The 12493-nt window shown below is 66.5% G+C and carries 10 protein-coding genes; 1 reads left to right on the plus strand and 9 read right to left on the minus strand.

The genetic code is table 11. The features are described from left to right. Nucleotides 1–31 precede the first annotated feature (31 nt). The 6 genes from ASC46_RS18660 to ASC46_RS18685 form a co-directional block, all read right to left on the minus strand. Nucleotides 32–841, minus strand: coding sequence for a glycoside hydrolase family 108 protein (locus tag ASC46_RS18660; protein ID WP_055460810.1), 810 nt, complete (start codon nt 839–841; stop codon nt 32–34). A 70-nt stretch (nt 842–911) separates the two neighbouring features. Continuing rightward, a complete protein-coding gene (locus ASC46_RS18665) occupies nt 912–2267 on the minus strand; it encodes a DUF2793 domain-containing protein (RefSeq protein WP_055460811.1) in 1356 nt (451 codons plus the stop codon). A gap of 3 nt (nt 2268–2270) precedes the next feature. Then, nucleotides 2271–6233, minus strand: coding sequence for a baseplate multidomain protein megatron (locus ASC46_RS18670; RefSeq protein WP_055460812.1), 3963 nt, complete (start codon nt 6231–6233; stop codon nt 2271–2273). Between the two features lie 2 nt (nt 6234–6235). Further along, nucleotides 6236–6715, minus strand: coding sequence for an NlpC/P60 family protein (locus ASC46_RS18675; protein WP_055460813.1), 480 nt, complete (start codon nt 6713–6715; stop codon nt 6236–6238). Next, on the minus strand, nt 6687–7580 hold the full coding sequence (locus ASC46_RS18680) for a DUF2163 domain-containing protein (protein ID WP_055460814.1): 894 nt from the start codon (nt 7578–7580) through the stop codon (nt 6687–6689). Before ASC46_RS18680 ends, ASC46_RS18675 begins: the two co-directional genes overlap by 29 nt. A gap of 3 nt (nt 7581–7583) precedes the next feature. After that, the gene (locus tag ASC46_RS18685) at nt 7584–8174 is read right to left on the minus strand and encodes a DUF2460 domain-containing protein (RefSeq protein WP_055460815.1); all 591 of its coding nucleotides are present in this window, start codon (nt 8172–8174) and stop codon (nt 7584–7586) included. 50 nt (nt 8175–8224) lie between these two features. Between ASC46_RS18685 and ASC46_RS21390 the strand changes: the two genes are divergently transcribed. Then, nucleotides 8225–8647 (plus strand): hypothetical protein, encoded by a 423-nt coding sequence (locus ASC46_RS21390; RefSeq protein ID WP_141659719.1) that lies wholly within the window; start codon nt 8225–8227, stop codon nt 8645–8647. 6 nt (nt 8648–8653) lie between these two features. Here ASC46_RS21390 and ASC46_RS18695 read toward each other — a convergent pair whose 3' ends face one another. The 3 genes from ASC46_RS18695 to ASC46_RS18700 form a co-directional block, all read right to left on the minus strand. After that, complete coding sequence (locus ASC46_RS18695; RefSeq protein ID WP_055460817.1) at nt 8654–11836, minus strand: phage tail tape measure protein; 3183 nt, start codon at nt 11834–11836, stop codon at nt 8654–8656. Then, a complete protein-coding gene (locus tag ASC46_RS21550; RefSeq protein ID WP_169790120.1) occupies nt 11837–12010 on the minus strand; it encodes a DUF7697 family protein in 174 nt (57 codons plus the stop codon). It lies immediately after the preceding gene. Between the two features lie 125 nt (nt 12011–12135). After that, nucleotides 12136–12489, minus strand: coding sequence for a hypothetical protein (locus ASC46_RS18700; protein ID WP_055460818.1), 354 nt, complete (start codon nt 12487–12489; stop codon nt 12136–12138). Nucleotides 12490–12493: the final 4 nt, after the last annotated feature.

The raw sequence follows: 12493 nt of genomic DNA on the forward strand, positions 1-12493 counted from the left end.
TGAAGGCACGCACCTTTCGCATGGCGCGCGCTCAATTCGCCGGTATCGGCACGAGGCCAGGAGTGGGCGCGTGTTGCCGGCGCTGCTGCCACCAGTGGAAGGCGACCCAGCCGATCCCGGCGATCAGGACAAAGCCGCCGGCCACCGCGAGGACGGTCCAGGGGTCGTGCCCGGAATCGTGCAAGGTCTTCGCTGTGGCGCCGCCGGCGGCGACAGGAGTGGCGGTCGTGACCTTCTGCAGGCCTTTCGGGAGCGGCACGACACCCTTCGCTGGCGCGGCCTCGGTGGGCATGGGATGCGACGCCGGCGCATTGGCGACGACCGTGTGTTCGGCGAGCTTGAGCGAGAACGCCTTGACCTCGGCGACCCGGCGGCCCCAGCCCCTGCCGAACACCGGCCAGGTCTTGAGGCTTTTCAGGAAGCGCAGCCGCTCGTCGTTGATTGCGGTCACCAGCGCCTTCGGATCGCGCCTAGCGACGGCGCGCAGCACCTCGTCGGTCACCGCATGCGTCGTGTCAGGAAGTCCGACGACGCGGCGCAGGACGCGACCCGAGCGACCGATCCCGGAATTCACACCGTAGTCGAAGACGGTGTAGTCGACGCCGGCGGGCAGGTCGTCACAGCGCTGCGCATCCCAGTACTTGGCGCGGTAGATCGCCTTGGCTTCGTCGAGCCTCATGGCGCGCACGTCGTCCGCAGTTGCATTCGGCCTCACGTATTTGCGGTAGTCGTGGATCGTGATGCCGAAGTTGGTCGGGCCGCCTGGATCGGAAGGATGGTTGGTGTAGCCGCCCTCGTGCGCGAGCAGGCGCTTGAGCGCCTCGTCGTAGGTTTCTTTCATGGAGTGCTCCGGAATCGAAACGGCCGCCCCGAGGGGTGGCCGTCGTTGCGGTTGTTGTGTGCGTTTCGCCTCAGGGCACGTAGTGGCCCCAGAAGTGCGATTGGTCGGCCTCGATGTAGCCGTCGTTGGTCGCGAAATGCACGCGCACGTCGATCACGTCGTTCGCGGCAAGCGGCGTCAGGACCGAGAGGTTGTAGGTCGTGACATCATCGACCGGCGCGCCGGACACTGCGCGGCCGCGCCCAAGCTCAGTGCCGTTCTTGTAGAACGCCGCGATCACCTTGGTCGGCACGGTCGCATTGGCTTTGAACCGAAACGAGAAACCGAAGGCGTAAAGGCCTGCGAACGGTGCCGTGAAATTGTTGTTCGCACCGCTGAACGCGTTCTGGTCGTTGGAATCGGCGTTGTTGAACTGGACCTTGGTCCAGGTGTTCGCGGCGATGTAGTTGTCGAAGTTGGTATAGGCGGAGAACTTCGACGCAAGCGGCAGCCTGAGTTGGCCAGTGGCCCGATCGACAGTGAACCCGGTGAAGTAATTCGAGCCATCGGGCGAGACCTTGACGGTGAAGTCGTCGTCGCCGAGGAGGCCGAACAGGGCCCGGGCCGAGTAGTTGGTCTGGAACGTGAGCGCGACATCGTCGCCCGCCGCCGCCTTGTTGAAGGTGAAGCGGACATCGTCGGTCTCGCGGTCGAACAGGAAAGCCGTACCCTTGACGAGCAGGGCGTTGTTGGCATCGGCGGTCGCGCCGCCAAGGCCGACATGGCCGGTGTTGCGGTCGATCGAGATTGCCGTGTAGAAGGCCGATCCATCGGGACTGACCTTGATGACGAAATCGTTGTCGCCGAGGAGTCCGAACAGCGCACGCGTGCTGAACCCCTGCTGGAAGACGAAGCCTGCGTCGTTCCCGGCCGCGCTCTTGTTCAGCGCCACCCGCATGTCGCCGCTGCCGGGCGTCACGTCGTCGTGGCTCAAGAGGACTGCGTCCGACTTGACGGCGAGCCGGTTGGTGTTGTCGGCCGCGGTCAGGATGCCGAGCCTGGCGAGCGTCCCGTTGCCGGCGGCGGCGATCGTCAGGTAGCCGCCGGCGGCAGCGAGGTCGGTCCAGCTCGACCCGGTCCAGACTGTCAGCGCCCCGGTTGCCTCGTCGAAGCAGAGCCAGCCCTTTTTCGGGACGAGCTTGACCCACTGGCCGCTGGTGTAGAGGGCAATGTTGAGGTCCCAGGCGGTCCAGGCGCCGGTTGCGCCGGAGGCGACCTTGTAGCGGTCGCCTTCCGAGGGTGAGGCCGGTGGCGCGGTGTGCGTCGAATCGACCACCGACAGCATGACGATCGCATCGAGGACAACGATCGCCTGGTTGTGGGTGACGTGCTTCTGCGACTGGCTCGCTGCGATCAGCGGCAGCCCGAGATGCGGCGTATCGGTCATGATTTACGGGACGGTCTTGATCGCGCCGGTGCCGTGACCATAGGCGAGGCTGATCTGGTAGACGGCGAACTTTACCTGCGACTGAGTGGTGCCGAAGTCGGCGGCCTGCATGGTCGCGGTGTAGAGGAAGGCCGGCTGATTGACGCGGGCCGTGCGCCTGACCGCGCCGGTGCCGATATCGATGATGTCGAGGTCGTAGAGTTCGACCTCTTCGCCGAGCGGCACGTCGGGCGCTTCCCAATTGTCGCCGTCGATGCGGGTGCGGCGTATCCAGCTCAGCGTCCAGTCGAAGGTGGCCGGGTCGCGGGCGCCGGCGAGATGGACAGGACTGTACGGGCGTAGCCCCACGCCATCGAAGCTGAACGTCACCGCCCGGAAGGTGGGATCATCGATCGCCTTGGTGGAGGGGCCCCATTTCCAGGTCCAGGGATTGTGCCGCTCGGTGACGGCAATGGTGGACTGAACAACGGTTGCATCGAGCATCACGAACGGTGCGCCGGGGCCGACTGGGTCGCGCATGGCATATTCGCTTCCGAGCTGGCCGCGGATGAGCCGCGTGAGCCTGTACTGATCGGGCGCGATGAGCTCGGCGCTGGCGAACTGCAAGATTTCCCATTCCCCGTCGGCGTTCTGGATCGCGCAGGTGTTGCCGCCGGCGAGCACGAAGGCGTCATCGAGCGAGGTGAGCGCCTGGGTGGAAGGTAGCTGGACATACAGGCTGTTCGCCATGTCCCAGGTCCACACCGGACCGGAATAGAAATCGAACAGGGTCCTGCCGATGGTGGCGCGGTTGACGATGAATTGGTCGCGCACGAAGCCGCTCGTTGCCGGCGAGCGGAACACGTCGACTCGCGCCCAGGGCTCGGCATAGGCGGCAAGGCGGGGGACGCCTGCGATCTCGCTCGCGGTCAGCACCGGCAGGTCCATAATGTGCAGGACGGCCGGTCCGGGCTCGGCCTCGGGCCGCGGCTGGCGCAAGCGCGAAGGTGCATCGGGCGCGCCATAGGTCGCCTCGTCGGTGCGAACGAGCCTAGCCGGCCTGTTCCGCTCATAGCCCAGCTGCTCGATGCGCATCTCGAAACTGCGGCCGTTGAGATCGAGCGTCACGACATCGGTCGGCTCCAGGGCATAGGCCGAGGGCGGCAGGGTCAGGTCTGCGCGCTCGCGCATGACCCAGGTGTCGACGAGAAGCGCATCGGCAATGCCCTGCGCCTCGGAATAGTCGAGCGCGAGCGCCGGCGTGAGTTCGATGGTGCGGCGGCTCGATCCCCGGAGCCTGCGCGAATAGACATCGGCCGATTGGTAGTCGTTGTCCGGATCGAGGAAGCGCAGGTGCGCGGTCTCCGGCAGGTCCGTCTCCTGCGCGCGGGTGAGCGTATAGAAGCGCTTGTCCTCGTTTCCGCTGTCGACGAGATCGTCCATGGTGACGCTTGCGACCGGCGAGCCGCCGCGCTGGACGAAGCGGATCGAGCGGCCGGACTCAACCGCGTCGAAGAAATAAACCTGCATCAAGGGGCTGAGCGCATTACGCGGGCTCATGATGCTGTCGATCGTGTAGCCGCGCACGATGCCATTGACGCCGGAGGTATCGATCGAAACGCCAAGGCCTGAGCATATCTCCTGCACGGTATCGGCGAGCGTCACGAGGCCGAGCCGGCCGGAGAGCCAGTGGCCGCGCCGCCAGTTGGCGGCATCCCGCCAGATGAGCGAGGAGTTCGGATACCGCGGATAGGGTCTTGCATCCCACGTCCAGGCGAACAGCGAAGCCGGATCGATCATTGGGCCGCCGTAGACCGACGAGGTCGGGTTGTGGCCGGCCGCGGGATTCCAATAGGTGATGTGGGCTTCGAGGAAGGCGCGCTGGATCAGGTCGTCGCGGCGCCCGGTCGACACGTAGGGCAGGACGCTTTCAGAGGATTTCGGGTCATAGAAGACGTTGGGCTGGTTGCTGCCCTTGTCGATCGCGGGACAGCCGAATTCGGTGAACCAGATCGGCTTAGACTGCGGCACCCAGGCCGTGGGCGATGCGCTTTCGACTCCGCCCGGCCGGTCGTAGTGCTGGTTTGCCCACCAGCCGTAAAAATCCTTGAAGCGGAAAACCCATGGCTTGCCGTAGGCGCCGTCCGTGACCGGCGTCCGCGTCTGGGTTTTGCGGTCCTCGCCCGAGGCGTAGAACCAGTCGAAGAGTTCGCCGCCCTCGATGTTCCCTTGCAGGTAGGACTGGGCGTAGATCGATGGCACGCCGGCTTGCGCGTCAAGATGCAGCCGGCCCGAGCGCCAGTCGGAGAGCGGCATGTAATTGTCGACGCCGACGAAATCGATGTTCGCGCTGGCCCACAGCGGGTCGAGGTGAAAGTAGACGTCGTTCGAGCCGTCGTCGGGCCGGAAGTTGGCGTACTCGCTCCAGTCCGCAGCGTAGCCGACCTTGCAGCTCGAGCCCACGATGGTCCTCACGTCGGCGGCGAGCGCGACCATGTGCGAGACAGCGGGAAAGGTCGAGGCGCCCGATCGCACGCGGTTGAGCGCCACCATCTCGGAGCCGATCAGGAACGCGTCAACCCCGCCCGCCGCGACGGCGAGCTTGGCATAGTGCAGGATGAAACGCCGATAGGACCATTCGTTCGGGCCGCTGTAGGGGATCGTGTCGCCGTTCCACGCCCCGAAATCGGATGGCGCGGCGGCACCGAAGAATGCGTCGATTTGGCTCGCCGCCGCCGCGGTCTTGTCGACCGTGCCGGCATAGCCGGGCGCCGGCGAGCAGGTGATGCGGCCCCGCCAGGGAAAGACCGGTTGCCCGCTGGCTGCGGCATTGTCGCTGTACGGGTTCGTCAGACCGTTGCCCGCCGGGATGTCCATCATGACGAACGGGTAGAGCACGACGCGGAAACCGCGTGCCTTGAGCTCGGTGATGGCCTGCACCACCGAGCGATCGGCGGGCGCGCCGCCGAGCAGGGCGCCGAAGCTGTCGGAGGAGACGACATCGGCGCTGCCGCGACCGATGCCGGACACCTGCCAGCTCCAGGGCGTCGTGACTTTGCTCGCGCCGAACTCGACCTTGGGCTTGATCTCGCAGTTGCTGCAGCGCAGGTCCGTGCCGTGCCAGGCGACGACGAGCGAGACGGCATTGACGTTCGGGGCGCTCGCCTGCAGCTGGTCGAGCGCCACCAGGAAATCCGACTTGCCGTGGCTGCCGTGCCGGTTCTCGGCAACGGAGTGGCCGAGGCCGTCGGAGCGGTAGACCGTGTCGGTCGCGTAGACGAATTCCCCGAGGCCCGGGATGATTGTTACGGCCGTGAGCACATCTTCGAGCCGCACGCCGGTTGCGCTCGGGCGGCGGATCACCTCGACCGTGATCTGCGGGATGCGGTTGCCGAACTTTTCGAGGGGCATCTCCTCGAACACGAGGTAGGCGAGCCCGCGGAAACCGGGGACGCGGCCCGCGCCCTCGACCGCCGCGATCTTGGGATCAGGCCCTTGCGTCTCGTCGCCCTTGTAGAGCCGAAAGGTATATTGCGACATGTCGAGCGGCTTGCCGTCCGCCCACACGCCGCCAATGCCGACGATCGGGCCCTCGCACAAGCCCAGCGCGAACGACACGAAATAGCTGTAGGTCGTGGTGGTCGTGGTGACGGTCGAAGACGCCCCGCCACCGCCGCCGCCCTTGCCGCCTCCGCCGCCGGACGTCTGCGTCTGGGTCGAGACCGTCACCACCTCGCGGAAGTTGGTCGCCCAGATCATCTGCGGGCTCACCCGCATGCGGCCGATGACGCGCAGGACGGGCGCGCCTTCGCTCGACGAGGTAACGAAGAGATCGGTGAGCCGCGGTCCCTCCTGGGTGTTGTTGATATTGACCGGGGGCGGAGCGAACAGCTTGCGATCGATGAAGCTTCCGGCGAACGAGCCCACGAGCGCGCCGATCGGGCCGCCGACGGCATAGCCGGCAACCGTCAGAACGAGCGAAGCCATAGCTACTCTACGATCCCCGGAAAGCGGAACGCGTAGGCGATGCGCCGGCGCCAGGCCGCTGGCAGCGCGTCCTCGGCGACCGCATGGCGCTCATAAGCGTGGATGATCGAGTCCGGTCCCGACGTGATCGCGGCGTGTTTGGCTGGCCCGCGGTCGCGCACGCGGATGAGGATCACGTCGCCTGCATCGAGCGGCGCGCCGTCACGGAAAGGCGCCGCGTCGATGTCGACCAGATGCCGGCGGGCGGCATCGCGCAGCGTCTCCTGCCCGGTCTCCTCGGCCCAGTTGGGCGAATAGGGCGTGATCGGCTCCTTCTCGAGACCATAGAAGGCGCGGTAGATACCGCGGATCAGCCCGAGGCAATCGCAGCCCGCGCCCTTGAGCGAGGCCTGGTGCCGGTAGGGTGTGCCGATCCACGAGCGCGCTTCCGCGACGATCGCGGCGCGGCTGACGTTAGCCGCCCAATCGGGACTTGCCGTCATTGCGATCGCCCGTATTGGGATAGGACACGACCGCGTCATTGCCCGGAATGAAGGGGAAGCCGCGGAAATTCGCGACGTTGCCGAACTTCGCGATGCAAGTGTCGAGGCTCTTGTCGCAGCCGGCCCTGACGGTGAACTGCTCTCCCGCGACGATGTCGAAGGCCATCGACTCCCATAGTTCGAACGACACCTCGGTGCCGGTGTTGACGTGGGTCTTGACCTCGATTGCGGCGCCCTGGTTTGCTCCGCTCGTCCACACGAGTTTCCCGCCGGTGAACCAGCCATCGCTAAAGCCGTCGAGCCCGCTCGCCGAGAAGACGTGGCCCGAGCTCACGCCATCGACAGTCCCGTTGCCCTTGTAAGTCGGCGAGTCGAGGTTGACCGTGCATCGGCCATCGCCGAGGTCGGCGTCGCACGCGCGCTGATAAATGCGACCTCGTTCCTGGTTGAGCGCGTGGGAGAGCCCGCGCATCTCGGCGGTGAAGGCATTGAGCCCCCGGGAAATCTCGCCGACCGAGCCGGCAAAGACGATGTCGCGGTCGGTCACATCGGTCCAGTCGACGAGATAGAGCGTGAGCGCGGCGTTGTTGTAGAGGCCCGCCGCAAGGTCCGCCTCGTTGAGGTGATCGCTCTGCAGCGCGCCCGCGATATCCATGGTGTCGACATTGAGCGAGAGCGTCTGCGTCACGGCCGAGGCGGTCATGCCGGCGAGCGCCTCGTAGGTCACGCCATCGAATGAAAGGTTCTCGTCATGGTCGGTGAAGCCGAGCTTGACGCCGTCGGTCCGCTCCAGGAGCCAGCAATGGCAGAACGTGGTGAGCCCGCTCGCGAGCTTCTCCTGCATGGAGGCGGTCAAGTCGCGCATCGCTCACTCCCGGACCTCGATCAGGTCGATCTGGGAGACGACCTGCTGGTCGAAGGCTTGCGCCTGCACCGGCAGGTGGTCGGTATCGAACCGCACCGGCACGTCGAACTCGAAGCTGGCGGTGGGAGCCGAGGAGGGCGGAGAGGAAAACGTCACCCGCCCGGTCAGGTGGTCGATGCCGGACGGGGTGGTCGGCACCCCGCCGATCTTGACCGCGACCGTGCCGGCCACGGGCTTGGTGATGGTGCGGACATGCTCGAACCCGCCGATCGCGTAGCGCTTGACGAGTTGCCAGACCGTCGGCGTCACCTCGACCATCAATTGATCGGTCGCGGCATAGTCGTTCCAGTCCTTGAAGCGGAACGAATAGGCGCGACCTTTCACGACATGGAAGAAGGCAATCACGTCGAGCATTTGCTCACGGGTGCGGATGCCCGTGGAGATGTTCCACTTGCCCCGCGCGTTCGCCCACAGGATGTTGCGCTCCTCCCGGCCAGAGGCGAGCGCCACGACGCCGGTCGAGAACGACGGTCCGCCGGTTGCTCCGCGCGCGACGAAGGGCGGAAACGAAATGTCGAGGAACGGCTGGGACACGGCGTGGGAGCTGGCGACGAAGGCTTTCAGGCTGACTGCGCGCGACGACCATGGTACCGTCGGCGGAGCTCGATCGGTTTTCCCATCGTCGCGAGGTGAAAATCAGACCAATGTTCGGATGGGCGCAGCGCCGGCGCGAATTCCTTAAGCGAGTCGTGCAGAGGGCCGACGAGCTGATAGCCCGGCACGGCGAGAGCGCCTATGACGTCGCGCGCGATCATCGCATTCGCACGCTTCGCGCGGGCGAACGTGGCGAGCATAAATTCTGGTGCGCGGTCGCGCGGACGATCGCCGATCGCATTGGGCGAGTGGTTGGCCTCGATACCGCGACCCGCTATCTCGAAGCTTCTCCAACGCCATCGGAAACAGAGACCGACTTGGATGGAACGGAAGCCGCTGAAGCGGTTCGTTCGCCTCCTGGCCGAATTCCAGCTGAGCGAAGTCCGTTGCGGCTCGTTGTCTCGAACGATTGAGCCAATTCACAGTCCCCGCGTGCCCATGCGCACGGCGCGCGCGAGGTCGGCCGCGATCTGTGTGCGGCTCGCCTGGAACGCGGCCGGGTTCGGCGTCTGGATCACCACGTTGACAATCGGCTGGGTGTTAGACGCATGCTCTGCATAGCGGCGCGTCTCTTCGCGCGAGAGCACGCGCTCGCCGCGCTGCAGGATGGCCGGGACCTCGTCGGGCTTCAGAAACGCGCCTTCATGAAAGCGCGGCGCCGTTCGGAACAGGTCGCGGGGAACGAAGCGGGTTGGTGCCGGATCTCCCGCGATTGCGCCCGCGTGATAGATCGGCGAGCCGAACAGGCGCGCCGCCGCGGTGGCCGGGGAGAGGCCTGCGCCGCCGCCGAAAAACCCGCCGAACAGGTTGCCGAGAAGCCCGCCGACGTTGCCGAGCGTCGGCAGGTTGGTGCCAAACAGCATGTTCTTGAACGGGTTCAGCACCGCAAGCTTGAGGATTTCCTTTTCGATATCGGCGATCGCGGCGCGCCCCGCATCCGCCCATGACTTCCAGTCGAGCTTGCCCTCGGCAATCAGATTGGCGAAGTGGTTGAAGGTTGTGTCAGTGATCCCCTGAAGCACCTGCATGGCACCTTGCGAGCGCGCCAGCTCCTGGTTCAGTCGCTCGATGGTGGCGGCGTTGGCGAGGATCGCCTGGCCTTCGGCACTGGCAAGGTCGATGCCCTTCTGCCGCAGCTGCTGCTCGGCCTGCAGCTGCGCGATGATGATCGCGCGCTGCGATTCGCTCGTGCCGGCAAGCTCGATCTGCTTTTGCAGAAGCTCGACCTGGTTTCGCTGGCCTTCGAGCGTCTGCAGGGCCGCGGCGCGCGTCTGCTCGCCGTGGAGCCCCGCGTAAGCGCCGCGCAGGTGATCGATGATGCGCGAGAGCGTCGTCTTCGCCTCGCCCTCGGCGAGCGACTGCGCAATGATTAGCGGCCGCAGCGCCTGCTCGACCTGCATCTGCCGCTGCGCCTGCTCGCTCGTGTGGCGGCCGGCAAGGACCGCGTCGTTGAGCCGGCGCTGCGCATCGGCTTCGGCGGTCAGATCGCTGACCGACTTGGCCGACTGCGCCGCAGTTTCCGCGATCTGCTCGCGCAGGAGTTCGCGCGCGCGGGCCTCAACGTCGACGCCGTTCTGCACGGCCTCGGTCAGAGCCTTGCGGCGCACCTCGGCCTGCTGGGCTGCCGCTGCGCCCTTGAGCCAAGCCTCGGCAAGACCGAGCGTCGCCCGCGTGTTGACCTCGACCACGCGCGACTGGTCGATCAGCGCCTGGGTCGCTTCGGCGCGGGCTCGGGTAGCCGCCCGCTCGATGTCGGCTTCGGCGATGGCGACGGGGATGGCCTGTCCGGCAAGTTCAAGCCGCCGCCGCTCTTCGGCAATCGCTGCCTTCTGCGCCGGAGTCTTGGCCTCGAGCGCCTTAAGTTCGAGTTCGTCGAGGCGACGGGCTTTCTCGGCCGGATCGAGCCAGGTGCGCAGCGCGCGGGTGATCGCGTCATAGGCCGCTTCGACCTGGCGCAAGTCGGCGACCTTTTGGCGGACCAGCGGGTCATCAAGGGCAGAACGAAGCTGCGCCTGCCGCGCGCGCAGCGCCTGCAACTCCTCAAAGCCCGGCGTGAGCTCGCGCGCAACGGTGCCGGCGCGGATTGAGAGCTCGTTCGCCCTCGCGTCCCGGGCGCGCGCTTCGATGGCGTTGAGCTTCGCCTCGATCTTGGCGATTTCGGCGTCAACGTCCGCGAGCAGCCGCGTGTTGACGTTGCGGGCCTGGGCCGCGAAGCGGGTCGGTGGGTTCTCGATCAGCGCTTGAAGCCGTGCACGCTCCTGCTGCAGTTCCTTGAGGCGTTCCTCGATCGGCGCGCCATCGATGGCGCGCGAGATCGCCCGGCCGATGGCGTCATAGGCGTTCGATGCCATGCGCCCGACGAAGTCCCACGCCCGCCCGAGCGCTGTCGTCGCGTCCGCCGCATTGACGAGACTGCCCTTCAGCGCATCGAGGAGGAGGCGCTGGGCACCGGTGCGGTCGTTGTGGTCGGCAAGCGTGCGAACGTATGCCCTAGTCCGGTCGTCGAGGAAATTGAGCTTGTCGTTGAGCGCATCGGCGCCGCGGATCGGGTCGGCAAAGGCCGAGGCTAATTCCTTTGTGGCCGCCTTGGCATCGGTTCCTGTCGTCGCGGCGTAATTCTTGACGACCTTGATCAGACCTTCGAAGTTCGCGACGGCGATCTTGCCGGTTGCGAGGAACGCCGCTGCCATCTCGCGGGCGGCGGCAACCGAGACATTTCCGGCGGAGGCCGACCGCTCGGCGATGTGCTCGATCTGGCCGACGGTTGCGCCGGCGGCACGGCCGGTGCCGGCGAGCGCAACCTCGAGCTCCTTCTGCGACTCGATGTAGCGATAATAGGAGTAGCCGACGGCAGCACCGATGGCGGCGATGCCGCCGACCACCGCGGTCGTCGGCGAGATCAGGCTGGTGAGGCCCTGCCAGACGCCGCGCAGGATGCCGGTGACTCCCGTGCCGGGACCGAAGATCTGGGCGATCTGCGAGCCCTGCTGCATCAGCACCATCAGCGGACGCTGGCCGCTCGCGAGCGAGACGACCACGTCGTTGAGCTGATAGCTGAGATTGACGAGCTGGCTCGAGGTCAGCTTGCCGGTAGCACCGACTGCGCCGAGGGCGCGCGCCGTGGCGTTGAATCGGCTCTGCGCGAGCGCGTGGGCGGCGGCCTGCTCTTCGGCGGTAATCGCGCCCGCCTTGAACAGGGCATTCGCCTCGGCGATCTCAGCATTGAGCTTGGTCTGCGCAGCGCCAAGAGGATCGATCTGCGCGCGCAGTGCCGCGGTGCGCGCGGCAAGGTCTTCCGCGGTCCGTGCAGCCTCTTCGAACACGGCGGCGGAGTCGCGGGCGGACTTCGAGGGCCCGATGCCAATGCCCAAGACGTGGTTGAAGCTGCGCTGCGCCTGGTCGGCGGCGGCGGCCTGCCTCGCAGCCTGCGCCAGGCGCTGAAGCCTTTGCGTCTCCCGATCGGCGGCGGCACCCGCCGCGTCCATGGAGGTGGCAACGCCACGGAAGGCGTCCTGTCCCGCTTTGCCGACCTCGTCGAAGGCGCGCTTGACCTCCGCCTTGCCCTCGACCCCAAGTCGGATCGAGACCTGTGTGGTGCTCATTTATGGGTCTCGGGCGTAGCCGCGAACGATGATCGGCTCGATCTCGGGCAAGAGGTCGACGAGAAGCGTATTGAGCGCTCCCATGGCGTCGGCAAGCAGCAACACGGCGCTGAAATCGAGCGCGTAGACGCCACCCATCACCGCGCGGACCTGGCCGGCCGCGCGCTTGAGCACGCCCCAGGCGGCGATCCCTTCCGCCGTTGTGGGCGCGTGTTCGACGTACGGGCAGCCGGCACAGGTCTCAGGGCACGCCGCACAATAAGCCTCGCCCCCGCCGAAGTGCCATTCGGCGAGGGCGATCAGGCGTTTTTTTCGGCGTCCTGGATCAGCGCGGGACCGACATAGAGCCGATCGATCGCATCGAACATGGGCCAGAGCTCGAGCGCGGCATCGATGTTCTCAGGCGTGGGATCCACGGGCCTGCCCTCGGCATCGCCCACGCCCGTCCAAGCGGCAATGCCCGAATGGGCAAGCGCGCGCGTGAAGGCCACACCGGCCTTTATCGCGGCATCCTCGCCGCCCGCGCTCAGCACCCCGGCGGCCTTGCTGCGGGCCACAAGGATCGCTGCGACGGTCAGTGGACGGAATTTGATTCGCACGCCGGGGAGGACTTCGAGCCAGAACGGCTCGCGGTCCAAGGCAAGCTTGAACATGGGG

Source organism: Chelatococcus sambhunathii (genome assembly GCF_001418005.1).
GTDB classification, from domain to species: Bacteria; Pseudomonadota; Alphaproteobacteria; order Rhizobiales; family Beijerinckiaceae; genus Chelatococcus_A; species Chelatococcus_A sambhunathii.